This window comes from Streptomyces sp. NPDC085927, from assembly GCF_044540975.1.
In the GTDB taxonomy this organism is placed as follows: domain Bacteria; phylum Actinomycetota; class Actinomycetes; order Streptomycetales; family Streptomycetaceae; genus Streptomyces; species Streptomyces hirsutus.
Window position 1 is genome coordinate 103,880 of the sequence record NZ_JBITSN010000003.1, and the last position, 24,711, is coordinate 128,590.

Consider the following 24,711-nt stretch of genomic DNA (forward strand, 5'->3'; position numbering starts at 1 on the left):
ACCGTCAGGCAACAGCTGGGATCAGAACGTCAAACATCACCTGGGACTAGACACTCCGTATCCGGCACCGTCGTTCAGTCGGCGATGGCGACCCCGTACCCACGTGCGAGGGCGTCGAGGCCGTGGTCGTAGCCCTGGCCGACGGCGCGTAGGCGCCAGACCGGGCCCCTGCGGTAGATCTCCGCGAGCAGCATGGTGCGTTCGGTGGTGGCGGCATCCAGGGTGGCCCGGGCGAGAGGTGCCCCGCTGCTGCCGGGGGCCGCACCGATCTGGATCGCGCCGACGGTCCCGAAGGTGGCGGCGCCGTCGATGGCCGCAGCGACGACGATCTTCCGCGTCGCGGGCGGCAGGGACGCGAGGTCGAGGGCGATGGTCTGTTCGGCAGGGCCTCCGGTCAGCAGGCGCGCTGTTCCGACGGGGCTCTCCGGGGCTCCGTAGAAGATGAAGTCCTCGTCGAAGGTGACCTGTTCGTCCTCGTCGAGGAGGAAGGCGACGACGTCGATCTCGCAGTCGGACTGTGGGGCCCAACCGGCGGTGACGTACCACTCCGGTGCGGGTCTGCCGTGCGGCATGGGCAGGTCGATGACGCCGCCCCTTGGCATCACGTGCGGTTCCTGAGGCCGGAGAGCCGCCGCGTTCTGGTCCGTTGCGGCCGGAGAGGCGAGCCAGTGCAGGTCGTGCACCGGGAGCCCAAGGGCGGTGATGCGCTTCATACGCCGGTCGCCCTCCCCTCCCGGCAGGAGCACGATGTCGGTGACGCTGGCGGACAGGTTGACCGCCGCGGACCCGCCCAGTTCGACGACGCGGGTACGAGCTGCCGCGGCATCGGCATGGGCGCCACCGAGCACCAGCACCCGGCGTCCCGCCAGGGGCTTGTCCAAGGTGTTGCCGGAAGGCTGTGATTGGCGCGGAGCGGGGACTGAGACCCTGGAGGAGGCTGTGGGAAGGGCCGCTGCTTCCGGGGCGGGTACGGCAGAGGCGGTGGTGGACACCGGCCCCACGAGCCCGACCTGTTCTGCTTCCGGCTCAGCCACCGGGGCGCCCCTGACGGCCGTCGCCTCATGTGCTGTCCCCGGCTGTACGTCGGCCAGCAGTCGCAGGAAGGACTGCTCGTCGATGACCGGCACGCCTTCGACGAGTGCACGTCGGGCCTTTGCCGAATCGGACGCCGGTTCGTTGGTGACCAGCACGCTGGTGTGCCGGCTGACGGAGGTCATCAGGTTCAACCCGGCGGTGACCGCCCGCCCGACCAGCTCCGCCCGCGCGTGTGCGGTCTCCCCGGTGATCGCGACCTTCATCCCCTGCCGGAGCGGCCCGCCGGGAGCCATGCGTCCCGGATTGCGGTAGGCGCAGGGAGTCTTCGGCGGCTTCGGCGTGAACTGGGATTCTGCCCGTGGCGGGCAGGTCACCAGTGGCAAGGGCAGATCGATCCGAGCTGCCTCGCGCAGCGACGCCCGCAGGATCCCGGCAAGCACCCGGGTGTCGTCCAACGCATCGTGAGCGCGCTGCTGGGAGACGCCGTAGTGGGCGGCGAGGGTGCCGAGCTTCATATCGTCCGTAGGGGGATCCACCTGGCGGTTCAGAGCCAGGGTGCACAGCCGCTGCGACACCGGCAGCCACATCCGTGCACGGGTGAACTCGTAGGCCAGGAAGTCGTAGTCGAATTGAGCATTGTGGGCTACCAGGACCCGGTCCTGGAGCATCGCTCCGATTCGCCCTGCGACTTGGTCGAAGGTCGGCGCGCCCTGCAGTTGCTCGACGGTGAGCCCGTGTACCTCCACTGGACCCGGATCACATCCCGGATTGAGCAGCGTCGAGAACTCTCCGGTCTGTTCACCGTCCGGACCGATCGTGATGACCGCAACGGACAGGACCCGGTCCCGCCGGGCTATGAGTCCCGACGTCTCCACGTCGACCAGGGCCCAGTCGTAGGCGTAGTCGCCCATGGCGGGCATGTCGAGGGAGGGGGAGAGGAGGCTCATGGTGCCAAGGATGATCCGATATGTGGTCTTCCTTCAAGCCGCATGGCGTTCTGTCTTCGCCTGGAAGGCCGTGACGAGGTGGTCATGCCATGCCGACCGCAGAACCGGCGGGTGTCGCAAGCGCCGTCAGTGCTTCAGCGTCAGTTCGAGCTTCTCGCACCAGGCGCGCATGCTCTCGTCTCCTGCTACGTGGCCCGCCATGTTCTAGGCACGTCGGCGCTGGTGGACCGTGCGTGGTCACTCACCCATGAGGCAACCGAATGAGCCGGTGCGTCACAGGGAGACGATCCGGACGCGGTTACCGCAGAGCTTTGTCATGTCGTCGCTGTCGGACGTCAGCAGCGCGACCGGCTGTGGCTGGCGAAGGGCTACTTCGGCCACGGTGGCGTCGATGGCGTACTTGTGGCCATGCAGCCCTGCCGCTTTGAGGAGTTCCGCAGCGGCCTTCGCCGCCTGCTCGGTGACCGGTTCCACCTTGATGCGCGACAGGAGCCAGTTGAGGCGTGGCATGTTGGTACGCGAGTGGCTGACCTCCACGATGGTGTTCGCTCCGATGACGAGGTCGGCACCCATCTCGTGGAACACCTGGAGCAGCGCGAGGAACTTGCGGTCCTGCGCGATCCAGGCCGAAAGCCCTTCCGAATCCAGGACCACGGTCTCGATGCGTCCCGTCATGCGGCGTCCGCATCCTTGGAGGGGGCGAGGGCACCGAAGATCTTCGACCGGGCTTCCGCGAGTTCCTCGTCGCTGAACTTCCCGTGCTCTTCTTCATGGCGTCGCAGGTCGTCGCCGAGCAACTGGTGCCGGATCTGGCGGGCGACCGCTTCCGCCACGTAGCCGGACACGTTGTCCGTGAGCTTGCGGAGTTCTGCCACCTGGTCGCTGGGCAGGGTGACGGTGATGCGAGTCGTCGAGGACATACGGCAAGCATACTGGAGTATGCGCGGAAGGGGTCGTGAACGCTGAACCGGGTGGCGCCAAGGGCGGGGGTGGTCCCGGGCGATCCGGCGGGACCGGTGCAGAGAAACCGGACGACCGTAGTGGACGGGCCGGTGGTGCGAGCCGGCCGACGTGGAGGCGGGGTCTCGCCCGCTCCTCGCCGAGGCGCGCGGCCATCAGTTCGCCGGGGCGCGCAAGCGGTCCGGTCTCGCACCCCGCCGGCGTCTGACGGCTGGGTCGGGCAACTGACGGCCCAGAGGACGGCTCCGCCCCGCCAAGAAGCCCCCGACCTGACAGGAAATCGCAGGCCGGGGGCTTACTGGTGTCGGCTTACTTCTTCTTGCCCTGGTTCTTGACCGCCTCGATGGCCGCCGCCGCGGCGTCCGGGTCGAGGTAGGTGCCGCCCGGGTTGAGCGGCTTGAAGTCGGCGTCGAGTTCGTAGGACAGGGGGATGCCCGTCGGGATGTTCAGGCCCGCGATGTCGCCGTCCGAGATGCCGTCGAGGTGCTTGACCAGGGCGCGCAGGCTGTTGCCGTGGGCGGCGACCAGGACGGTGCGGCCGGTCAGGAGGTCGGGGACGATGCTGTCGAACCAGTACGGCAGCATGCGGACGACGACGTCCTTCAGACACTCCGTGCGCGGGCGCAGCTCCGGCGGGAGGGTGGCGTAGCGCGGGTCGTCGAACTGGGAGTACTCGGCGTCGGTGTCCAGCGGGGGCGGCGGGGTGTCGTAGGAGCGGCGCCACAGCATGAACTGCTCCTCGCCGAACTCCGCGAGGGTCTGCGCCTTGTCCTTGCCCTGGAGGGCGCCGTAGTGGCGCTCGTTCAGGCGCCAGCTGCGGTTCACCGGGATCCACAGGCGGTCGGCGGACTCCAGCGCGAGCTGGGCGGTGCGGATGGCGCGCTTCTGGAGCGACGTGTGCAGTACGTCGGGCAGCAGGCCGGCGTCCTTCAGCAGCTCACCGCCGCGGACTGCCTCCTTCTCGCCCTTCTCGGTGAGGTTGACGTCCACCCAGCCGGTGAACAGGTTCTTCGCGTTCCATTCGCTCTCGCCGTGGCGGAGGAGGATCAGCTTGTACGGTGCGTCGGCCATGGCTCCGAGCGTAATCGAAGCCCCGCGCGGGCCGCCCCCCTGTCCGGTGGGTGAAGGGCGGGCTCGACGGGTTGACGGGATCTGTTAATCGAGTGGTGGGCGCTCCGGCGGCCTTCGTAATGTGTGCCTGCCGGTTCAGGCGCTTACATTCGGGGGGTTTTCGTGGTGTCCATCGGGCGTACCGGGCGTGCGATGCGGGAGACCGTGTCCGGGCTGCCACCCGCCTTCTGGTGGCTGTGGACGAGCACCCTCGTCAACCGGCTCGGTGGCTTCGTCGCCACCTTCATGGCGCTCTACCTCACCCTCGACCGCGGCTACTCCGCCACCTACGCCGGTCTGGTCGCCGCCCTGCACGGCCTCGGCGGGGTGCTGTCCTCGCTGGGCGCCGGGGTGATGACCGACCGGCTGGGACGGCGGCCCACCCTGCTGGTCGCGCAGGCGTCCACCGCGGTGTCTGTCGCGCTGCTCGGCTTCGTGCGCGACCCCGTCGCCATCGCCGGCGTCGCCTTCCTCGTCGGGATGGCCTCCAACGCCTCCCGGCCCGCCGTCCAGGCGATGATGGCCGACATCGTCCGGCCCGAGGACCGCATCCGCGCCTTCTCCCTCAATTACTGGGCCATCAACCTCGGGTTCGCCGTCTCCACCATGGCCGCCGGGTTCATCGCCGAGCACAGCTACGCCGCCGGGTTCCTCCTCGAGGCCGTGATGACGATGATCTGCGCGATCGTCGTCTTCGTGAAGCTCCCCGAGTCGAAGCCCGTCCAGGCCGCGGGGGAGGCGCGCGAGGACTCCGTCGGGCTCGGGACCGTGCTCCGCGACGGGCGGTTCATGGGCGTGGTCGGGCTGTCCTTCCTCGTCGCGCTGATCTTCCAGCAGGGGGCCGTCGGACTGCCCGTCGCGATGGGCGCGGCCGGGTTCACCCCGGCCGACTACGGCATGGCCATCGCGGTCAACGGCGTCCTGATCGTCGTCCTGCAGATCCCGGTCACCCGGTTCATCGAGCACCGCGACCCCGGCCGCCTGCTGGTGGTCTCCGCGCTGCTCGCCGGGTACGGCTTCGGCCTCACCGCCTTCGCCGGGTCGGTCGGCGTCTTCGCCCTCACCGTCTGCGTGTGGACGCTCGCCGAGATCGTCAACGCGCCCACCCAGACCGGGCTCGTCGTCCAGCTCTCGCCGGCCCACGGGCGCGGGCGCTACCAGGGCATGTACACCATGTCCTGGGCCGTCGCCGCGCTCGTCGCCCCGCTGATGTCGGGACTCGTGATCGACCGGTACGGGGCGGAGTGGCTGTGGGGCATGTGCGCCGTCGTCGGCACGGTGGCGGGAATCGGGTACGCGCTGCTGATGCGGCGGCTGCCGTCCGCGTCCTCCACCCTTGCGGCCCCGGCACCGGCCCCGGCACCGGCCCCGGCACCGGCCCCGGCTTCGATTCCTGCCACCGACGCCGTCCCCGCCCCCGTCCCCGCCCTCGTCCCCGCCCCCGTGGAGGAGGCGTCGGTGGTCGCCGCCGGAGTGGACGCGAGCGTGGAGAAGGCCGTGGTGCCGGGGCGTGGGGGTGAGGGGCGGCCGGAGGCCGGCGCCTCCTGAGGCTCACCGCACCGACAACGGCACCGCGTGGATCTCGTCGGCCTGGTGGCCGGTGCGTTCGTGGATGCGCTGGACCGCCTCGGCGGAGGGCGCCTCCGAGAGGCAGTAGATCGTGCCGGACTCCGGGTCCGCCCACGCCTGCTGGAAGTGGACGTCCTCTTCCTGCTGAATCGCGAGGTCGGCCGCGTGGGCCTGTTCCAGCTGGTCCGCCGTGATGCCGCCCATGTTGTGGTGGACATCCATGTACTGCGCCATGGCCTCGCACCTCCTTCCGGCTTCAGCCGGCCGTACGCACCGTTGTCCGGTCGTGCGAACCGTACGAACCTTCCCTCGGGCGTACGTGTCTGCTTCGGGTCTGGGTACCTTCCATGCTGCGCCTGCGCCGACCGCACGGCACGCCGAGGGCCCCGGCGGCCGGACGACGGCGGCAGCGAGTGCCGCCGTCACGACGGCCGCGGGGGCCCTCGGCGTGTACCGAGCGGTGAGCGGACGGGCTCAGCCGCACTGGCAGGAGCCGCCCGACTGGCAGCCGCAGCCGCAGCCCGAACCGCAGCCGCACGCGGCGATCAGGGTCAGGCTTCTGATCTCGGCCGGCTGCTCGGTCTCGCGCTCCCGCGCGGGATCGGGCGTCGTGCCGGTGGAACTGGGGGAATCGGCCATGGGTCCCTCCTCGAGACTGGTGCCTGTGCCCATTGGATGCCCGCGCCACCGGGCGCATCAACGGCGCATCGACGGCGCATTGGGACTCGCACGTGCCCCTGGCCGATTCCCCGCCCGGTCCGGTCAGGCGTCCGTCCCCGGCGCCGCCTGGATGTCGGGCTGGATGTCGGGCTGGATCTCGTCCGCGTGCTCGCCCGTGACCAGGTAGACCACCCGCTTGGCGACCGAGACCGCGTGGTCGGCGTACCGCTCGTAGTAGCGGCCCAGCAGTGTCACGTCGACGGCCGTCTCGATGCCGTGCTTCCAGCGGTCGTCCATCAGGTGCTGGAAGAGGGTGCGGTGCAGCAGGTCCATCTCGTCGTCGTCCTGCTCCAGCTGGAGCGCCAGGTCGACGTCCTTGGTGATGATCACCTCGGCCGCCTTGGCCATCAGGCGCTGGGCGAGCTGGCCCATCTCCAGGATGGTCGCGTGCAGGTCGCTCGGCACGGCACGCTCCGGATACCGCAGCCGCGCGAGCTTCGCCACGTGCTGCGCCAGGTCGCCGGAGCGCTCCAGGTCGGCCGACATCCGCAGCGACGTGACGACGATCCGCAGATCGGTCGCCACCGGCTGCTGGCGCGCCAGCAGGGCTATCGCCAGGGCCTCCAGGTCGTGCTGGAGCTCGTCGACCTTCTGGTCGCCCTCGATCACGTGCTCGGCCAGCCTCAGATCGGCGTCGAGGATCGCGGTCGTGGCGCGCCCGATCGCCGACCCGACCAGTCGGGCCATCTCCACCAGACCGTCGCCGATCGAATCCAGTTCCTCGTGGTACGCGTCCCGCATCAGGGTTCCTCTCATGCGTTCGAAGGGGTTTCGGGAGCCGGGGCCCCCATGGGATCTCGGGGCATGTACCCCACCACGCAGCCGACGGCGCGAACCCCGCGCGACCGACGGTGCGAACCCCACGCTCCCACGTTCCGTTCTCCACGCGTCCGAATCCGGCCCCTCACATGAATCATCCCTGGCTCCAAGGTGAACTCTGGGCGACGAGTGTTCGAGCATGTCGTCCCATGGCTGTGGCCACCGGTCGGCGCATGCCTAACCTGGACACATGGACGTGAACGCGGCGGTCGCCGCAGTGGCAGCGATCGCCGGAGTGCTCACCGGCGTCATCGCCATGCTGGCGGTCCGCTTCAGCGAACGCGAACAGAGGCGCCCCATACGTTCCTCGCTGCACACCGACCCGGTGCTTCCGCCGGGCGTGGACACCGTGCTGTCCGTCCTGCGCTCCTCCGCCGTCGTCCTGGACGAGGCGGACGGCGTGGTCAAGGCCAGCTCCGCCGCGTACGCCCTCGGGCTGGTCCGCGGCGGCAAGCTCGCCGTGGAACCCATGCTGCAGATGGCCCGCGACACCCGGCGCGACGGCGAGATACGCCAGGTCGAACTGGACCTGCCCCGCCGCGGCACCGGACGCGGCGAGGCCCTCGCCGTCTCCGCCCGGGTGGCCCCCCTCGGCTCCCGGCTCGTCCTGCTGCTCGTGGAGGACCTCACCGAGGCCCGCCGCATAGAGGCGGTACGGCGTGACTTCGTCGCCAACGTCAGCCATGAACTGAAGACCCCGGTCGGCGCGCTCTCCCTGCTGTCCGAAGCCGTCATGGACGCCTCCGACGACCCCCAGGCCGTGGAGCGCTTCGCCGGCCGCATGCAGGGCGAGGCCGTCCGCCTCACCAACCTGGTGCAGGAACTCATCGACCTCTCCCGGGTCCAGAACGACGACCCGCTCGAGGACGCCGAACCCGTCCGCGTGGAAGAACTCGTCGCCGAGGCCGTCGGCCGCTGCCGGCACGCGGCGGGCACCAAACAGATCACCATGGCCTCGAACGTGTGGTCCCCCGAAGGAGCGGATCAGGGCGACACCGGACACAAGGCGGAATCGACCACCACCGGCGACCTCCGCGTCTGGGGCAACCGCGGCCAGCTCGCCGCCGCTCTCGGCAACCTCGTCGAGAACGCCGTCAACTACTCACCCGCCCGCACCCGCGTCGGCATAGCGGCCCGCAGGGTCGCCCGGCCGGGCGGGGACATGATCGAGATCGCCGTGACCGACCAGGGCATCGGCATCTCGGAGAAGGAGAGGGAGCGCGTCTTCGAGCGCTTCTACCGTGTCGACCCGGCCCGCTCCCGTGCCACGGGCGGTACGGGTCTCGGCCTGGCGATCGTGAAGCACGTGGCCGCCTCGCACGGCGGGGAAGTCACCGTGTGGAGCGCCGAAGGCCAGGGCTCCACCTTCACCCTGCGGCTTCCCGAGGCCGCCGCGGCCCCCACCCGCGACCGCGCACCCCGGCCGTCCCACCAGGACGACCCCGAAGGCCTCGACGCCGAGGCCGGACGGACCGCCGGCTCCCCCCACTCCCCCGATCCATCCGCGTACGAAACGCTTCCCTCCCCGGAGGTCCTTCCGTGACCCGAGTGCTCGTCGTCGAGGACGAGGAGTCCTTCTCCGACGCCCTGTCGTACATGCTCCGCAAGGAGGGTTTCGAGGTCGCCGTCGCGGCCACCGGGCCCGACGGCCTCGACGAGTTCGAGCGCAACGGCGCCGACCTCGTCCTCCTCGACCTGATGCTGCCCGGCCTGCCGGGCACCGAGGTGTGCCGCCAGCTGCGCGGCCGTTCCAACGTCCCCGTGATCATGGTGACCGCCAAGGACAGCGAGATCGACAAGGTGGTGGGCCTGGAGATAGGGGCCGACGACTACGTCACCAAGCCGTTCTCCTCGCGCGAACTGGTCGCCCGCATCCGCGCCGTGCTGCGCCGCAGGGGCGAGCCCGAGGAGGTCGCCCCCGCCGCCCTGGAGGCCGGTCCCGTCCGCATGGACGTCGACCGGCACGTGGTCACCGTGAGCGGCACCAAGGTCGACCTGCCCCTGAAGGAGTTCGACCTGCTGGAGATGCTGCTGCGCAACGCCGGGCGCGTGCTGACCCGCATGCAGCTCATCGACCGGGTCTGGGGCGCCGACTACGTGGGCGACACCAAGACCCTCGACGTCCACGTCAAGCGGCTGCGCGCCAAGATCGAGCCGGACCCGGGCGCGCCGCGCTACCTGGTGACGGTCCGCGGGCTCGGCTACAAGTTCGAGCCGTAGACGGACCCCCGGTGCCGGGCCACCATCGCCCGGCACCGGCACCGGCACCCGGTTTCCGGTACCCGGCACGCCCGGCACACCCGGTTTCCGGTACCCGGCACACCCGGCACACCCGGTTTCCGGTACCCGGCACACCCGGCACCCGGTACCCGATGACCGGTATCGGTCGGCAGTGACCGGCAGTGACCGGCACGGCCGCTGATACGACGGTGGGCGGGACCCCTCGCAGGGGTCCCGCCCACCGTCGTATCAGTGCGTGTACGCGGCTGTGCGGCTACGTGACGGCGCAGCCACCCGTACGGGTGCTGCCGCCACCGCGGCCGTCGCCGCTGCCGTTCAGTTGCCGGCCGGCTGGCTGGCCGAGGCGGCGTCGGTCGGGGTGCCCGTCCCGTCGGCGGCGCCCTCGGTCTCCCCGGCCTCCCCGGCCTCGCCGGCCTCGCCGGCCGCGGAGTCGTCCGACGAGCCCGTGGCGTCACCGGTGGCCTCGGCGGACGCTTCCGCCGACGGCTCGGCCGAGGTCTCCGGCGCGGTCGGGATGTCGCTCGGGCCCCAGTCGGTGAAGAAGTTCTCGGCCGGGTAGACGAACGCGCGCAGGCTCACGTCACCGGTCTCGCTGAAGGTGAAGGTGACCGGCTGGGCGTTGCCGTCCTGGACGGACTCGCGGCTGCTGGACAGTACGGCCGAGGCGTTGCCCTCGCCGCCGAGGATGAGCCGGCCGCCGGCCGGGACGGTCAGGCTGCCGCCCTTGGCGGGGGTCAGCTCGGCGGTCTTGCCGGTGCCGGGGAGGGTGACCGACTCCAGCGTCTGGTCGGTGCGGCCCTCGTTGAACAGGGTCGCGGAGACGACGGCCGGACCCGTGGACTCGAGGTCCGGCTGGGTGACGACGATGGCGTTCTGGACCTTGATGTCGCCGACGGTCGTCGCGGCGTTGTCCGGCTGGATCTGCAGGCTCTGGGCGTTGTTGCCGGCCGCGCACGCGGAGAGCGAGGCGATCGAGAACGCGATGACGGCGGCGGCGATGGCCCCGCGTCGAAGGCTGCTGCTCACGGCGGCGGCAACTCCTTGACTCGTGCGAGCGGTGGCGACCGGTCAGCCGCCCTGAGTGTCTGTAAGTCGCTGTCAGCGGGTGTCTGCCAGCGGCCTCAGGTTATCGAGCCGTTCCCGCGCGTCCGCACCCGACCCTCCCTGGGGCCTTCTCTGTTCACCCCGGATGGCACGTACGGGCGCCGTCAGGGGCGGACAGGGGAGGTCTCTCGGCTTGCGTGCGGTCCCGGAGTGTGATGCCCGATCGTGAGCCCGTGTGCGAGGGCGTGATGCCCGCCGCCGACTCGCGCGACGCACACGAGTGACTCGCGGGTTACTCCGTCCGGACACTCCTCCGGCATTCACATAAGTACGGCCGGGGGCGTCCTCGCCTCGGCGTGGCGCATATTCCGTGAAGGAATGCGGGACCGGGCCGGGAAATGCGGCGGGCGTCCGGAAATGGATCACCGTCGGCGTGTCCCGGGAGGGCTCGTGATCAATTCCGGATTCGGCCGGAACCCGGCCGGACGCACCGAACGGAGTAGCGGAAGTCGAGCACTTGGAGTCAGACATATGGGGATGTATGGGCGTCCTCGAAGGGCTCCGGATACGTGTAACGTACGCGTTTCACTTGCCCCGGAGAGCCCCTCCGACCTGCGAATACCTGCTTCCGTTCGGCGGTCGAAGCACGTTCCTGATGCTGTTGTCAAGCCCCGAGAATGGCCCTGACCTGCGAAAACGTCATTCAGAACACGCCGTATCCGTGTTACCCTGGATAGCCACGGAAGGGGTACCTGTCACATGACGTTCAAGGTTGGCGACACCGTGGTCTATCCCCATCACGGGGCCGCGCTGATCGAGGCTATCGAAACTCGCCAGATCAAAGGCGTGGACAAGACCTACTTGGTGCTGAAGGTCGCCCAGGGTGACCTGACGGTACGTGTGCCAGCGGACAATGCGGAGTTCGTCGGCGTACGTGATGTGGTCGGTCAGGACGGGCTGGACCGGGTCTTCGAGGTGCTGCGCGCACCGTATGCCGAGGAGCCCACCAACTGGTCCCGCCGGTACAAGGCAAACCTGGAGAAGCTCGCCTCGGGCGATGTCATCAAGGTCGCGGAAGTCGTGCGTGACCTGTGGCGTCGTGAGCGTGAGCGCGGTCTCTCCGCCGGTGAGAAGCGCATGCTCGCCAAGGCGCGCCAGATCCTGGTCAGCGAGCTCGCCCTCGCGGAGAAGACCAACGAGGACAAGGCCGAAGCTCTCCTCGACGAGGTCCTCGCCTCCTGAGGCGGGGAAGAGGCAGCAGGCGGGGCACGCACGGAGCTTCGTCGCCCGGTGCTCGGTAGCACACCGAATTCCAGTGCACCTCGAGGACCAGCACTATCGAAATGCCGCGGTGCCCGATGACGTGTGTGAAGTCGCCGGGCGCTGCGGCATGTTCGTCCCCGGACACCGTCCGTATGCCGCCCGGCCCGTACGCTTCGCACCCGCCGTGCTTCCCCGCACCCTGCCGGGTCCGGGCGGCCGGCTCGACCAGAGTCACGGAAGGGGCTGGTCAAGGCGGTACGCCCGGCACTTCCCCCGCTCCGGGAGCAAGGGTTACGCCCAGGCCATACCCACTCGGGTCCAGCACACAAACCTGACAGGAACCGATGTCTGACGATCCCTTCCCGCAGTCGCCGGCACAGCCCGTGCCCGGCCGTACGACCGCCCGCACGGCGGCCGTGATCCCGGCCGCCGGCCGGGGGGTGCGCCTCGGTCCGGGCGCGCCCAAGGCGCTCCGCGCCCTGGGCGGCACGCCCATGCTCATCCACGCCGTCCGCGCGATGGCCGATTCCCGCGCCGTCTCCCTGGTCGTCGTCGTGGCCCCGCCCGAGGGCGCCGCGGAGGTCAGGACGCTGCTCGACGCGCACGCGCTGCCCGACCGCACCGAATTCGTCGTCGTCCCCGGCGGGGAGACCCGCCAGGAGTCCGTCAAACTCGGCCTCGACGCGCTGCCGCCCGGCTACGACATCGTCCTGGTGCACGACGCGGCCCGCCCGCTGGTCCCCGTCGACACCGTGGACGCCGTCGTCGAGGCCGTCCGCGACGGCGCCCCCGCCGTGGTCCCGGCGCTGCCGCTCGCCGACACCGTCAAACAGGTCGAGCCCGCCGCCGTCCCCGGCGAGCCGGAGCCCGTGGTCGCCACCCCCGACCGCTCCCTGCTGCGCGCCGTGCAGACCCCGCAGGGCTTCGACCGGGACACCCTGGTGCGCGCGCACGAGACGGTGACCGACAACGTCACCGACGACGCGAGCATGATCGAGCAGCTGGGCCTGGCCGTCGTCACCGTGCCCGGCCACGAAGAGGCGTTCAAGGTCACCCGCCCCCTCGACCTCGTCCTCGCCGAGGCGGTCCTCGCCCGCAGGAGGCTCAACGATGGCTTCTGAGCCGCAGGCCGCACGCGCGGAGTCCGTCCACGCCGAGTCCGTACGGACGGAATCCGCACGCGCCGAGGCCGCACGCGCTGAATCCCTCCACCCCGAGCCCCTCCTCCCGCAGGTCGGCATCGGTACCGACATCCACGCCTTCGAGGACGGCCGGGAGCTGTGGTGCGCCGGTCTGAAGTGGGAGGGCCAGGGGCCCGGACTCGCCGGGCACTCCGACGCCGACGTCGTGGCGCACGCCGCGTGCAACGCCCTGTTCTCCGCCGCCGGCCTCGGCGACCTGGGCCGGCACTTCGGCACCGGGCGGCCCGAGTGGTCCGGCGCCTCCGGCGTGACCCTGCTGACCGAGGCCGCGCGGATCGTCCGGGCGGCCGGATTCCGGATCGGCAACGTGGCGGTGCAGGTCGTCGGGGACCGGCCCAAGATCGGCAAGCGCCGGGACGAGGCGCAGAAGATCCTTTCCGAGGCCGCCGGGGCACCCGTGTCGGTCTCCGGCGCCACCACCGACGGACTGGGCTTCCCGGGCCGCGGCGAAGGACTGATGGCCGTCGCCACCGCCCTCGTCGTCCGCACGGACCGGGGCTGACCGCCGTCCGCGTGAACCGGGGACCGGGGCCGACCGAAACACGGGGCGAGGACGGCGGAAAGGGGCGCGAGGCACCGCCCCGGGCCGACTACCCTGGAGGGGTGACTATTCGCCTGTACGACACCAGCGCCCGGCAGATTCGTGACTTCGTCCCGCTCCAGCCGGGTTGTGTCTCGATCTACCTGTGCGGTGCCACCGTGCAGGCAGCACCCCACATCGGGCACATCCGTTCGGGGCTGAACTTCGACATCATGCGCCGCTGGTTCGAGTACCGCGGTCTGCGCACGACGTTCATCCGCAATGTCACGGACATCGACGACAAGATCATCTCGAAGTCCGCGGAGCAGGGCCGCCCCTGGTGGTCCATCGGTTACGAGAACGAGCGCGCCTTCACCGACGGCTACCGGGCCCTCGGCTGCCTCCCCCCGACCTACGAGCCGCGCGCCACCGGCCACATCACCGAGATGGTCGAGATGATGCGCGGCCTCATCGAGCGCGGCCACGCCTACGAGGCCGACGGCAACGTCTACTTCGCCGTCACCTCGTTCCCCGAGTACCTGGAGCTGTCCAACCAGGAGCTGGACAATCTGCTCCAGCCGTCGGGCGAGGGCGAGACCGGCAAGCGCGACCCGCGCGACTTCGCCCTGTGGAAGACGGCCAAGCCCGGCGAGCCGAGCTGGGAGTCGCCCTGGGGCCGCGGGCGTCCAGGCTGGCACCTCGAGTGCTCGGCGATGGCGCACAAATACCTCGGCACCGTCTTCGACATCCACGGCGGCGGCCTCGACCTGATCTTCCCGCACCACGAGAACGAGATCGCCCAGGCCAAGGCCTACGGCGACGAGTTCGCCCGGTACTGGGTGCACAACGCCTGGGTCACCATGAGCGGCGAGAAGATGTCGAAGTCGCTCGGCAACTCGGTGCTCGTCAGCGAGATGGTCAAGCGCTGGCGGCCCATCGTGCTCCGCTACTACCTCGGCACCCCGCACTACCGCTCGATGATCGAGTACAGCGAGGAGGCCCTGCGCGAGGCGGAGTCCGCGTTCGCGCGGATCGAGAACTTCATCCAGCGGGTCGGCGAGCTGACCGGCACCGCGGACGCCGTCGAGCCGGCCGCCGAGGTGCCGCCCGCCTTCGCCGAGGCCATGGACGACGACCTCGGCGTACCGCAGGCCCTGGCGGTGGTGCACACCACCGTCCGGCAGGGCAACAGCGCGCTGGCCGCCGACGACAAGGAAGCGGCCGTCGCCCGCCTCGCCGAGGTGCGCGCCATGCTCGCCGTCCTCGGCCTGGACCCCCTCGACCCGCACTGGGCCGGTGGCACCGACCGCGGCGACGATCTGAACGGCGTCGTCGACACCCTCGTCCGCATGGTCCTCGACCAGCGCGAGGCCGCCCGCGCCCGCAAGGACTGGCCCACCGCGGACGCCATCCGCGACCAGCTCGGCCAGTCCGGACTGGTCATCGAGGACGGCCCGCAGGGTCCACGCTGGAGCCTCGGCCCGCGCTGACGCGGACGCACGGCCACAGCACGGCCGCGGCCCGGCCGCAAGATCGAGTGTGCCGTCCGGGCCTCCGGGCGGCACACTGCATAGACGTAACACCGACACAGACGCGACACCGGCACGCCGACGCGACAGACGCAGGACCGAGTCGCCGACGCCACGGACGCGACACCGACGTGCGTACGCAGAGCCGTACGCACACACGACTTCATGGAGACGGGTACATCATGGCCGCGAACAACCGCCGCATGTCCGGCAAGAAGGGCGCGCAGGTCGGCAGTGGCGGCCAGCGACGCCGGGGCCTGGAAGGCAAGGGACCCACGCCCCCCGCCGAGATGCGCAAGGGGCACGCCAAGCAGCGCATCGCCCAGGCGAAGACCCGCCGGGCCGTCGGACGCGCCCCGCAGCGGCGCGGCGGCGGACGCTCGACCTCCGAACTCGTCGTCGGGCGCAACCCCGTCGTCGAGGCGCTGCGCGAGGGCGTGCCCGCCTCCACGCTGTACGTCCAGCAGTTCATCGACAACGACGAGCGGGTGCGCGAGGCGCTCCAGCTCGCGGCCGAGCGCGGCGGCATCAACCTCATGGAGGCCCCCCGCCCCGAGCTCGACCGGATGACCAACGGCCTGAACCACCAGGGTCTGGTCCTCCAGGTTCCGCCCTACGAGTACGCGCACCCCGAGGACCTCGTCGCGGCCGCCCACGACGCGGGCCAGGACCCGCTGATCGTCGCCCTCGACGGCGTCACCGACCCGCGCAACCTCGGCGCCGTCGTCCGCTCCGTCTCCGCCTTCGGCGGCCACGGCGTCGTCGTCCCCGAGCGGCGCGCCGCCGGGATGACCGCCGGCGCCTGGAAGACGTCCGCCGGTGCCGCCGCCCGTACGCCCGTCGCGCGGGCCACCAACCTGACGCGCACCCTGGAGGCGTACAAGAAGGCGGGGATCGCGATCGTCGGGCTGGCCGCCGACGGAGAGGCCGAGATCGGCGAACTGAAGGCGCTGGCGGGCCCCGTGGTGATCGTCGTCGGCAGCGAGGGCAAGGGGCTCTCCCGACTCGTCGGCGAGACCTGCGACTTCCGGGTGCGGATCCCGATGCCGGGCGGCACCGAATCCCTCAACGCCGGTGTGGCGACGGGAATCGTGCTGTACGAGGCGGCACGCCGCCGCGCCTGAACGACCGTTCGGCACCTTCACCCGTACGGGGTATTCCAGGTCGTCCGGACGGGTGGGAGACATGCTTGACGCGGTCCGGACACATCCGGCGCGTCAAGACAGTGTCCTAACGTCGGGTCACTCGGTTAGACGAGTGTGGACACCAGAACACCCCGCACACCTACGGGGGACCGCTCGTCGGGACTCGACGACGCTCCCGCGCTGAGCATGGTGAAGGTGCCGAGCGATCCGGCGCAGGTCATCGTCAATCACGCCAGCTTCCGCGTGCAGCTGGGCGTCTCGAACCGACGCGTCCAATCCCAGCGGATCGCACGGCACCTGATCGCGGCCGAGGACACGGCCCGCATCCCCGTCGTCACCACCGTGGGCGCCCCGGGCCGGACCGCGGCCCGTCGGCGCCCCGTCGTCTGGAGCGGCCGTTCGGCCCCCGACGACACCGGCGCGCACCGGCTCCTCCAGACCATGCGGAGCGAAGGCGTCCGCCACGCCGACGAACCGCTCACCGACGCCGGCGCCACCCGGGTCGTCCCCCGCGCCGGCGACGGTCACGGCTATGCCGAGGACCCGGCCGCCCAGACCCTCGAAACGCCCGTCGTCGGTCCTCAGCGCACCCACGGCGGCCGGCAGCCCCTGCTGCCCCCCCTGCGCACCGTCGGCAGCGCCTACGACGAACCGGCGTACGGCGGCCAGGGCTACGGGGAACAGGGATACGGGGACCAGGACTACGACGAGCAGGGTTACGGCCGGCAGGGCTACGGCGAACAGGGCTACGACAGTGACGGGTTCGGGGACACCGGCGGCCACCGGACCGCCACCGACCCGACCACCGGCGGCCGCCGCGCCAGGCGCCACGGCGACGACCCGGCCCGGCACGCCTACTACCCCGGCCGCCGGATGAACCTCGGGGTCGTCCTGCTCCCGCTGCGCCTCTTCCTCGGCTTCATCTCCATCTACGCCGGCATGGGCAAGCTCTGCGACCCGCTCTACTTCGACGGCGGCGAGCGCGGCTCCATGGTGACGTGGCTCAGGACCCTGCACCCGTGGGAAGTCGCCCAGCCGCTCCAGCAGTTCGCCCTCGAGCACCCCATCGGCTCCGGACTCCTCGTCGCCTTCCTGCAGGTGATCGTCGGCGTCCTGACCATCCTCGGCTGCTGGCAGCGCGTCGGCGCCGCCATCGGCGCCCTGCTCTCCGTCGCGCTGCTGGTCACCGTCAGCTGGAAGAGCGTCCCCGCCTACGACGCGCCCGACATCATCTACCTCGCCGCCTGGTCCCCGCTGATCATCGCCGGCGCTCCCGTCTACTCCGTCGACGGCCGACTCGTCGCCCGCGCCTGGCGCCACCTCGGACCCCGCTCCGACCTCTGGGACCTGCGCCGCTACGTGCTGCGCCGCGGTGCCCTCGTCACCGTCGTCGTCTGCGGACTCACCCTGCTCGTCGGCTCGCTGCTCGGCGGCGCCGTGCGGGACGCCGACCGCGTGGTCGTCCCCGGACCCGGCGAGGCCCCGCGCAACGAACTCCCCGGCTCCCCGCTTCCGCAGGAACCCGGCGAGAGCCGGAAGGGGACCCCGCCCGCCTCCACCCCGCCCGCCCAGGGCGCCACTACCGGAACCGGCAGCACCGGCCCCTCCGAGGGCACCACCACCCCCGGCGCGACCCGCGACACCGGCGGTGGCGTGACCGGAGCGCCCAGCCAGACCCAGGGCACCACCGGCGAGGCCCCGCCCCAGCAGTCGTCCCCGGTGGAACAGGCCCCGAGCTCCAGCGCCGGTGCCACCACGGGCGGCGGCACCACCGGAGGCGGCGGCGACAGCGGCGTCCCGAGCGACGGCGGAGGGGGCGGGGACGAGGACCCGGCGCCCGAGCAGCCCGGCCGGCTCGTGGGCGGACTGCTGGGATAGACGGCCCGGCCGCTCGGCGGTCCACCACAGTCACGACGACGGGGTCCCGCACACACTGTGTGCGGGACCCCGTCGTCGTGCTGGGAGCGGTGTCCGGGGAAGGGCGGTGCGAGGGCTCAGCGGCTCTGGGAGGCCAGTTCCTTCGCCGCCTCCGTCAGGTCCTTCGCGGTGTCGATCGCCCGCCAGTAGGCGCCCTGGGGGAGCGGGAACCCGGCCAGCCGGCGCTCCCGGGCCAGCCGCGGGAACGTGGTGCGCTCGTGGTCGCCGCGCTCCGGCAGCAGACCCGTGAACTCGGGGGAGAAGACGTACACGCCCGCGTTGATCTCGAACGTCGACGGCGGCGACTCTATGAAGTCGGTGATGTGACCGAACCCGTCGGTCTGCACCGCGCCCCAGGGGAGACGCGGGCGGGCCAGGGCGAGGGTCGCGACGGCGCCCCGCTCGGCGTGGAAGTCCGCCATGTCGCGCAGGGAGAAACGGGTCCAGATGTCGCCGTTGGTGGCGTACCAGGGCTGGTCCGGGTGCGGCAGGCGGGCGGCCGCGTACCGCAGACCGCCGCCGCGGCCGAGCGGCTCCGTCTCGACGACGGTGGTGACGGAGAGCGGCAGGTCGGTGGTCTCCAGCCACTCCTGCAGCACCTCGGCGAGATGACCGCAGGAGACGACGACGTCCGTCACCCCCTCCTCGGCGAGCCAGGAGAGCTGATGGCCGATGATCGGGGTTCCCGTACCGGGAATCTCGACCATCGGCTTGGGCCGGTCGTCGGTGTACGGACGAAGCCGGGAGCCTTGCCCGCCGGCCAGGACGACGGCTTGAACGGGGCGCGACGCGGCGCTCGGATGGGTCATGAGCGCACTGTACGTGGCGCCCTGAGGGCCGGACCGTGGGCCCCGGGCCCATGGGTGCCCCGCTGCCCGCGGGGCAGGCAGCGGGCCCGGCAGAGGGGCTGCTGAAGACTCCGGCCGCGAGGTCCGGCCGAGGGGCGGGCGGGGGCTCAGCCGTGGGCGGTGAGCACCCCCGACGCGAAGGAGGTGTCGCAGACCGGACGGGCGTAGGACTGGGCCCTGGTGGGGCCGTACGCCCGGACCGCCGCCTTGCCGAGCGCACGCGCGATCGACGTGCAGTGCCGCGCCAGCGACGGGCGGTCGTTCACCGCCTGCTGGAGACGGGTGAGGGCGACGCCCGGGTTCTCCTCGTGCAACTCGACCAGGAGCTTGTCCCGCAGGACCTCGTGCGGGGCCCGCTCGGCGGCACGCGAGGACGTGCCGGACGAGGACGCACCGGACACGGTGGTGTCGGCGGCGGCGAGGGCCGGACCCGAAGGGCTCCCCGACCAGTTGACCCCGGCGACCGCGAGGGTTCCGGAGAACACCAGGACGACGGGCAGGACGAAGGCGAGGGTGCGGCCGACCCGGCGGGCGGGGCCCCGGCCGCGTCGCGTCTGAGGGTTAGTGGAGTGCTTCACGCGTGTGAGGGTAGCGTCCGGTAATGACATGGAGACATTCAGTCACCGGTTCGGGTGACATGGCAGGGGCGATGCCAGGGCGGCGCATTGACGCACACTGCTCGAAACAGCCTGTATGTCAGGGTATTTATCGGCGCTGAAGACGCAACGGAGAGGGCCCCGCAGCGAACTGCGGGGCCCTCTTCATCAACCCGGGTGAATTACCCCGGCCGTCGCGTTTCGGATGTGACGACGCCCGGCTCAGTCGGACAGGCGCGCGCCGGACGACGTCGAGAACACGTGGGTCTCACCGGACCGCGGCACGACGTGCAGCGTGCTGCCCTTCTCCGGCACGTTGCGGCCGCCGACGCGGACGACGAGGTCCTTGGACTCGTCACCGAGCTTGGCGGTGCCGTACACGAACGCGTCGGAGCCCAGCTCCTCCACCACGTTGACGGTGACCGCGAGGCCCTGGTCGGACTCGGCGCCGGCCACGTCGAAGTGCTCGGGGCGGACGCCCACGGTGACGGTCTTGTCGGTGGCGGCGGCCAGCGCGTCACGGTCCACGGCCACCACCGAGTTGCCGAACTTCACGCCGCCGTCCGTGATGGGCACCTCGACGAGGTTCATCGCGGGGGAGCCGATGAAGCCGGCCACGAAGAGGTTGGCGGGCCTGTCGTACATGTTGCGCGGGGTGTCGACCTGCTGGAGCAGACCGTCCTTGAGGACCGCCACCCGGTCGCCCATGGTCAGGGCCTCGACCTGGTCGTGGGTGACGTAGACGGTGGTGATGCCCAGACGGCGCTGGAGCGAGGCGATCTGCGTACGGGTGGACACACGGAGCTTGGCGTCCAGGTTGGACAGCGGCTCGTCCATGAGGAACACCTGCGGCTCACGCACGATGGCGCGGCCCATGGCGACACGCTGGCGCTGACCGCCGGAGAGCGCCTTCGGCTTGCGGTCCAGGTACTCCGTCAGGTCGAGGATCTTCGCGGCCTCCTCGACCTTCTGCCGGATCTCCGCCTTGTTGACACCGGCGATCTTGAGCGCGAAGCCCATGTTGTCGGCGACCGTCATGTGCGGGTACAGCGCGTAGTTCTGGAACACCATGGCGATGTCCCGGTCCTTCGGCGGCAGGTGCGTGACGTCGCGGTCGCCGATGCGGATGGCGCCGCCGTTGACGTCCTCGAGCCCCGCGAGCATGCGGAGCGAGGTGGACTTGCCGCAGCCGGACGGACCGACCAGGACGAGGAACTCCCCGTCGGCGATGTCGATTTCCAGCGCGTCGACAGCGGGCTTGGTCGAACCGGGATAGATCCGGGTCGCCTTGTCGAACGTGACAGTGGCCATGGTGAAGGGCCCCCTTCTACCGGCAGGAACGTGCCGGACGATCCGAGTAGGAAGGTGGTGCCACGACGGGATGTTCCGTTGTGGTTCCGTGTGATGCGGTCCACGAGGGTGGACTGGCACAGGACGGTACCTGGCGTTCACCTGGTCTGTCAGTACCCGCGGCCCTGTGAACTTCGCGGAAACTTTCGCCGTTCGGCGTCACCGCCCGGCGTCACCGCCCGGCCGCGTACCGCTCGGCGAGGACCGCCACGGCCCCCGCGACCGCCTGCCGCAGTCCCGGCGGACCGAGCACCTCCGCCTCGGTGCCGAGCCGGAGCAGATCGCCGGTGGCGACCGCCTCCGACTCGACGGACAGCTCCACCTCGACCCACCCCTCACCGTCCGGCGGCCCCGCCTCCCGCAGCGCCCGTACGCCCGCCGCCCCGAACTGCATCGGCAGCAGCTTCTGTCCGCGGGGCGACAGCCGCAGCCGGGCGGTGCCCTGCCGCAGCGCCGCCTCCATCCGCCGGGAGGACTCCGCCCAGTACGCGGCGAGATCGAACCCGGCGGGACGGTCGAACAGGTCGCCCGTCTCCTCCACCGCCTGGAAACGCGACACCCGGTAGGTGCGCACGACGTCCTCGGACAGCGCCACGAGGTACCAGATGCCGCCCTTCAGCACGAGCCCCAGGGGACGCACCTCCCGGTGCACCTCGCCCCGCCAGCGCCGGTAGCGGGTGCGCAGCACCCGCCGCTCCCACACCGCCCCGGAGATCCGTTCCAGGTGCGGCACCGGGTCCGCGTCGCGGAACCAGGCGGGGGCGTCCAGATGGAACCGCTCACGCACCCGCCGCGCCTGGTCCGCGAGTTCGCCCGGCAGAGCCGCCTCCACCTTCAGCTGGGCACTCGCCAGCACGGCACCCAGACCGAGGTCCCTGGCCGGCCCCGGCAGCCCGGCCAGGAACAGCGAACCGGCCTCCGCGTCCGTCAGCCCGGTCAGCCGGGTGCGGTACCCCTCCATCAGGCGGTAGCCGCCCTCCGGCCCCCGCGCGGCGCGGACCGGCACCCCGGACGCGCCGAGCGCCTCGATGTCCCGGTACACGGTGCGCACCGAGACCTCCAGTTCCGCCGCGAGGTCGGGGGCGGTCATCAGGCCGCGGTTCTGCAGCAGCAGGAGCAGGGAGAGAAGCCGGTCGGCACGCACGGGACGCATTCTCCCGCGCCCCGGACGTACCTGACAGGAGATGTCAGGTACCGCTCCCAGGATGGTCGTGCCGGACCGGCGCGGGACGGTCCCCGCCGGCGGCACGACCGAAGGAGCACCTCCATGCCCACCACCCGGACCACCGGCCACTTCACCTTCGCCGACTGGAAGGAGGTTCCCGTGGGCCCGGAGGACACCCACCCCCGGCTCGCCCACGCCACCGTCACCAACGCCTTCACCGGCGGCATCGAGGCCGAGTCCACGACCTGCGACTACGCCATCTCCTACCTGACCGGCACGACCGGCTCCTTCGCCGGAATGGAACTCGTCCGCGGCCGGGTCGACGGGCGCGAGGGCGCCTTCGTCGTCGAGGAGCGCGGACGCTTCGACCCCGACGGGACCGTCCACTGCTCCTTCGAGGTCGTCGAGGGCTCGGGCACCGGAGACCTGGCCGGGCTGCGCGGCACCGGCGAGTTCACCTACCGGCACGGGGAGACGAAGGTGCCGTACACCTTCGCGTACGGACTGGAGTGAGCGGACCGGGTCCGCCGCCCTCAAGTGCGTGGCTCGGCGAAAGCCGCTCTGTGTACAGTGGACCCGCCCTCGCGCGCTCCGCGCGTACGCGGCGCCTCCTTAGCTCAGATGGCCAGAGCAACGCACTTGTAATGCGTAGGTCGTCGGTTCGAATCCGACAGGGGGCTCGGGTGTGAAACCGCTGGTCAACGGCGGTACGCGACAGGCCCCCGGCAAGATCACTGCCGGGGGCCTGTACGCATTCTGTACATGCTGGATTGATCGCTAGGCGTCCGTGAGCGGCGCATCGGCCATCGCCAGTGCGACCATGCGGCCCGCATCGAGCGCGTCGGCCACCTCGTCCAGCCGATCCGGGAACAAGTGCGAGTAGACGTTCAGGGTCATCGCTGCGTCCTTGTGTCCCAACATCGTCTGGATCACCTTCACGTCCGCGCCGGCCGCGATGGCGAGCGAGGCCGCGGTGTGCCGGAGCTTGTGCGGGGTGATGCCCATGCCCTCGAGGCCGGCCGCCTTCACTGCGGGGTCGAACACCCTCGAGCGGAAGTTGGCGTACCGCAGCGGCCCACCCTCGGGCGCGGTGAACAGCAGATCGTCAGCCTTCCGCCCACGGGCCAGGGTGCCCAGCTCGTCGGCGAACGACCGGGGGAGCGGCACGCTGCGCTTCTCGTGCGTCTTGCACGGCCCCAGGGCTAGCTGTCCGCTCACGTCGGTGAAGTTCTGCGTGATCCGGATGCGGCGCTTCGGCACCGACAGCCGGCCCGCCTTCACCGCGGACGCCTCCGCCCACCGGATGCCGCAGTACCCCAGGGTGAGGATCAGCAGCCGGTACTCACCAGCTGCGAGCGCGAGCCGTTCCAACTGGGAGTGGCTGAGGTAGACGTGCTCGTCCTCGTCGTCCGGGCGGGGCAACTCGTGGTCGTGGCACGGGCTCACGGAGACCCGTTTGGAGAACACCGCGTGCTTCATGACCATGGCCATGACCCTGTAGCACTTGACGATGCGGGCCGCTCCCAGCTGCTTGCCGGCCTTGCCCGGTTGCGTTTCCAGCTCGGTCAACCAGGTGGAGACGTCCTCCCACTGGATCGCCGCGATCTGCCAGTCACCCCACCGGGGAATGATGTAGTTGTCGAGCAAATCGCGATAATCGCGACGAGTGGTCCGGCCGATCTTCCGCTTCGCCGTGAACCACTCCTCGGCGACCACCTTCACGGACGCCTTGCCCGACTTCGGGTCACGGTACGAACCCTTGTCGAGTCGGGCCGTGATCGCGTCCTTCTCGGCTTCGGCCTGTGGCAGCTTCCCGAACGTCTTCGCCTTCGGCTTCCCGTCCGGGCCGTACCAGCGCACCCGCCACCGGCCCGGCGCCAGCCGCTTGGCGCCCTCACGCTTCGCGGCCTGCCACTTCTCCATGGCCGTCAGGTATTCCGCGTGATTCGCGCGATCTTCGATCCATACACGCGCCATCAGTCGTCACCCCCCTCTCGAGGTACGCCGTCCCGAAAGCGCACCAGCTCGTCGTACTCGTTGGCCAGCCTGCCGAGCTCCACCGCCGTCCGATCGAGGGAGGTGCGGGCCCGATCGAGGAGGTCGGCGAGCTCGTGCTCGTCACCCTCGACCGACCACCCCGCACGCACGATCGCCCTCGTCACGTCCTCGTAAGCGGCCTCGAGGGCGCGGCCGGCCGGATGCTGCCTGGCCTCACGCACGTGCGGTGGCAGCGAGGCGAGGGCGTATTCCATCTCTGCGGTGCGCGGATTGCTGGTATCCGCCTTCAAAGCCTGGCGGCTGCTGACCCATGCCCACGCCACATCGATCGGCACCCGTCCGGCCCCTGTCACCTCGACGTTCTCCCTGTCCAGAGGCAACAGCAGTGCGCCAGGGGAGACCCCGAAAGCAACGGCGAAGGCGGCCAGGTCGTCGGCGTCGACTCGACGCGCGCCCGACTCGACGCGCGAAATGCCTGACTGGGGAATGGGGCGGCCGATCGCCTCCATCCGTTGGGCCAACTCGTAGGTGGTCCAGCCGCGCAGTTTCCGGAGCCGGGCCACGTTCGCTCGCACGGCCTGCCCGGTTGCTGCCACCTGCGTAGCGGCGGGGCCGCGGCGCTTCTGCTCGTCAGTCATGAGTCTCAGCTTATGGGGCTGCGTTCGCTTCTTTGTCCCGTCTGGGGGTGCTAGTGTCTTGGTCACCACTAAACTCTAGCATCATCCAATGCAAA

General features: G+C 70.9%; 24 protein-coding genes and 1 tRNA gene. 11 read left to right on the top strand and 14 right to left on the bottom strand.

Annotated elements, in window-relative coordinates:
* Positions 1-74: 74 nt before the first annotated feature.
* The 4 genes from ACIF80_RS09450 to ACIF80_RS09465 all read right to left on the bottom strand — a co-directional run bounded on the left by ACIF80_RS09450 (position 75) and on the right by ACIF80_RS09465 (position 4,013).
* Entirely contained in the window at positions 75-1,982 is a 1,908-nt protein-coding gene (locus tag ACIF80_RS09450) for a TerD family protein (RefSeq protein ID WP_399801535.1), read from the bottom strand.
* A 273-nt stretch (positions 1,983-2,255) separates the two neighbouring features.
* Positions 2,256-2,657, bottom strand: a complete 402-nt coding sequence (locus ACIF80_RS09455) for a PIN domain-containing protein (protein WP_399801538.1) — start codon at positions 2,655-2,657, stop codon at positions 2,256-2,258.
* On the bottom strand, positions 2,654-2,902 hold the full coding sequence (locus ACIF80_RS09460) for a type II toxin-antitoxin system CcdA family antitoxin (RefSeq protein WP_055627308.1): 249 nt from the start codon (positions 2,900-2,902) through the stop codon (positions 2,654-2,656). Before ACIF80_RS09460 ends, ACIF80_RS09455 begins: the two co-directional genes overlap by 4 nt.
* 349 nt (positions 2,903-3,251) lie before the next feature.
* A complete protein-coding gene (locus tag ACIF80_RS09465; protein WP_399801541.1) occupies positions 3,252-4,013 on the bottom strand; it encodes a phosphoglyceromutase in 762 nt (253 codons plus the stop codon).
* 192 nt (positions 4,014-4,205) lie between these two features.
* Between ACIF80_RS09465 and ACIF80_RS09470 the strand changes: the two genes are divergently transcribed.
* On the top strand, positions 4,206-5,600 hold the full coding sequence (locus ACIF80_RS09470) for an MDR family MFS transporter (RefSeq protein WP_399801544.1): 1,395 nt from the start codon (positions 4,206-4,208) through the stop codon (positions 5,598-5,600).
* Positions 5,601-5,603: 3 nt separating this feature from the next.
* On the opposite strand, the gene ACIF80_RS09475 is transcribed toward ACIF80_RS09470, so the two are convergent.
* The 3 genes from ACIF80_RS09475 to phoU all read right to left on the bottom strand — a co-directional run bounded on the left by ACIF80_RS09475 (position 5,604) and on the right by phoU (position 7,082).
* A complete protein-coding gene (locus tag ACIF80_RS09475; RefSeq protein WP_399801547.1) occupies positions 5,604-5,855 on the bottom strand; it encodes an SCO4226 family nickel-binding protein in 252 nt (83 codons plus the stop codon).
* 240 nt (positions 5,856-6,095) lie between these two features.
* Positions 6,096-6,260 carry a hypothetical protein gene (locus ACIF80_RS09480; RefSeq protein ID WP_399801550.1) on the bottom strand — a complete coding sequence of 55 codons (165 nt, stop codon included), beginning with the start codon at positions 6,258-6,260 and terminating at the stop codon, positions 6,096-6,098.
* Between the two features lie 123 nt (positions 6,261-6,383).
* Complete coding sequence (gene phoU / locus ACIF80_RS09485; RefSeq protein WP_399802602.1) at positions 6,384-7,082, bottom strand: phosphate signaling complex protein PhoU; 699 nt, start codon at positions 7,080-7,082, stop codon at positions 6,384-6,386.
* 268 nt (positions 7,083-7,350) lie between these two features.
* On the opposite strand from phoU, the gene ACIF80_RS09490 reads away from it, so the two are divergent.
* Positions 7,351-8,703 (top strand): sensor histidine kinase, encoded by a 1,353-nt coding sequence (locus ACIF80_RS09490; RefSeq protein WP_399801552.1) that lies wholly within the window; start codon positions 7,351-7,353, stop codon positions 8,701-8,703.
* Positions 8,700-9,380, top strand: a complete 681-nt coding sequence (locus ACIF80_RS09495; protein WP_042168908.1) for a response regulator transcription factor — start codon at positions 8,700-8,702, stop codon at positions 9,378-9,380. The genes ACIF80_RS09490 and ACIF80_RS09495 overlap by 4 nt, the downstream gene beginning before the upstream one ends.
* Before the next feature lie 336 nt (positions 9,381-9,716).
* Here ACIF80_RS09495 and ACIF80_RS09500 read toward each other — a convergent pair whose 3' ends face one another.
* Complete coding sequence (locus ACIF80_RS09500; RefSeq protein ID WP_399801555.1) at positions 9,717-10,427, bottom strand: DUF461 domain-containing protein; 711 nt, start codon at positions 10,425-10,427, stop codon at positions 9,717-9,719.
* 777 nt (positions 10,428-11,204) lie between these two features.
* Here ACIF80_RS09500 and ACIF80_RS09505 point away from each other — a divergent pair.
* The 6 genes from ACIF80_RS09505 (at position 11,205) to ACIF80_RS09530 (ending at position 17,982) form a co-directional block, all read left to right on the top strand.
* Positions 11,205-11,687 carry a CarD family transcriptional regulator gene (locus tag ACIF80_RS09505; protein WP_042168913.1) on the top strand — a complete coding sequence of 161 codons (483 nt, stop codon included), beginning with the start codon at positions 11,205-11,207 and terminating at the stop codon, positions 11,685-11,687.
* Positions 11,688-12,052: 365 nt separating this feature from the next.
* Positions 12,053-12,829, top strand: a complete 777-nt coding sequence (ispD, locus tag ACIF80_RS09510; RefSeq protein WP_399801557.1) for a 2-C-methyl-D-erythritol 4-phosphate cytidylyltransferase — start codon at positions 12,053-12,055, stop codon at positions 12,827-12,829.
* Positions 12,819-13,412 carry a 2-C-methyl-D-erythritol 2,4-cyclodiphosphate synthase gene (gene ispF / locus ACIF80_RS09515; RefSeq protein ID WP_399801560.1) on the top strand — a complete coding sequence of 198 codons (594 nt, stop codon included), beginning with the start codon at positions 12,819-12,821 and terminating at the stop codon, positions 13,410-13,412. Before ispD ends, ispF begins: the two co-directional genes overlap by 11 nt.
* Before the next feature lie 101 nt (positions 13,413-13,513).
* Positions 13,514-14,920: a cysteine--tRNA ligase gene (gene cysS / locus ACIF80_RS09520; RefSeq protein ID WP_399801563.1), complete on the top strand. Its 1,407-nt coding sequence runs from the start codon at positions 13,514-13,516 to the stop codon at positions 14,918-14,920.
* Between the two features lie 221 nt (positions 14,921-15,141).
* Positions 15,142-16,083 carry a 23S rRNA (guanosine(2251)-2'-O)-methyltransferase RlmB gene (gene rlmB, locus ACIF80_RS09525; protein WP_399801566.1) on the top strand — a complete coding sequence of 314 codons (942 nt, stop codon included), beginning with the start codon at positions 15,142-15,144 and terminating at the stop codon, positions 16,081-16,083.
* Positions 16,084-16,218: 135 nt separating this feature from the next.
* Positions 16,219-17,982 (top strand): DoxX family protein, encoded by a 1,764-nt coding sequence (locus tag ACIF80_RS09530; RefSeq protein ID WP_399801569.1) that lies wholly within the window; start codon positions 16,219-16,221, stop codon positions 17,980-17,982.
* Between the two features lie 116 nt (positions 17,983-18,098).
* Here the strand turns inward: ACIF80_RS09530 and ACIF80_RS09535 are convergent, their stop codons facing one another.
* The 4 genes from ACIF80_RS09535 to ACIF80_RS09550 all read right to left on the bottom strand — a co-directional run bounded on the left by ACIF80_RS09535 (position 18,099) and on the right by ACIF80_RS09550 (position 21,968).
* A complete protein-coding gene (locus tag ACIF80_RS09535) occupies positions 18,099-18,830 on the bottom strand; it encodes an NDP-sugar synthase (RefSeq protein WP_399801572.1) in 732 nt (243 codons plus the stop codon).
* A 146-nt stretch (positions 18,831-18,976) separates the two neighbouring features.
* The gene (locus ACIF80_RS09540) at positions 18,977-19,447 is read right to left on the bottom strand and encodes a hypothetical protein (RefSeq protein ID WP_399801574.1); all 471 of its coding nucleotides are present in this window, start codon (positions 19,445-19,447) and stop codon (positions 18,977-18,979) included.
* A gap of 240 nt (positions 19,448-19,687) precedes the next feature.
* Positions 19,688-20,776 carry an ABC transporter ATP-binding protein gene (locus ACIF80_RS09545; RefSeq protein ID WP_399801577.1) on the bottom strand — a complete coding sequence of 363 codons (1,089 nt, stop codon included), beginning with the start codon at positions 20,774-20,776 and terminating at the stop codon, positions 19,688-19,690.
* 211 nt (positions 20,777-20,987) lie between these two features.
* A complete protein-coding gene (locus ACIF80_RS09550; protein ID WP_399801580.1) occupies positions 20,988-21,968 on the bottom strand; it encodes a helix-turn-helix transcriptional regulator in 981 nt (326 codons plus the stop codon).
* Between the two features lie 114 nt (positions 21,969-22,082).
* Between ACIF80_RS09550 and ACIF80_RS09555 the strand changes: the two genes are divergently transcribed.
* Together ACIF80_RS09555 and ACIF80_RS09560 are read left to right on the top strand one after the other, a co-directional pair.
* The gene (locus ACIF80_RS09555) at positions 22,083-22,493 is read left to right on the top strand and encodes a DUF3224 domain-containing protein (protein ID WP_399801583.1); all 411 of its coding nucleotides are present in this window, start codon (positions 22,083-22,085) and stop codon (positions 22,491-22,493) included.
* A gap of 93 nt (positions 22,494-22,586) precedes the next feature.
* Positions 22,587-22,660: transfer RNA gene (locus tag ACIF80_RS09560), tRNA-Thr, on the top strand.
* A 97-nt stretch (positions 22,661-22,757) separates the two neighbouring features.
* Here the strand turns inward: ACIF80_RS09560 and ACIF80_RS09565 are convergent.
* Both ACIF80_RS09565 and ACIF80_RS09570 read right to left on the bottom strand, forming a co-directional pair.
* Positions 22,758-23,957: a tyrosine-type recombinase/integrase gene (locus ACIF80_RS09565; protein ID WP_399801586.1), complete on the bottom strand. Its 1,200-nt coding sequence runs from the start codon at positions 23,955-23,957 to the stop codon at positions 22,758-22,760.
* The gene (locus ACIF80_RS09570; RefSeq protein ID WP_399801588.1) at positions 23,957-24,616 is read right to left on the bottom strand and encodes a helix-turn-helix domain-containing protein; all 660 of its coding nucleotides are present in this window, start codon (positions 24,614-24,616) and stop codon (positions 23,957-23,959) included. Before ACIF80_RS09570 ends, ACIF80_RS09565 begins: the two co-directional genes overlap by 1 nt.
* Positions 24,617-24,711 lie beyond the last annotated feature (95 nt).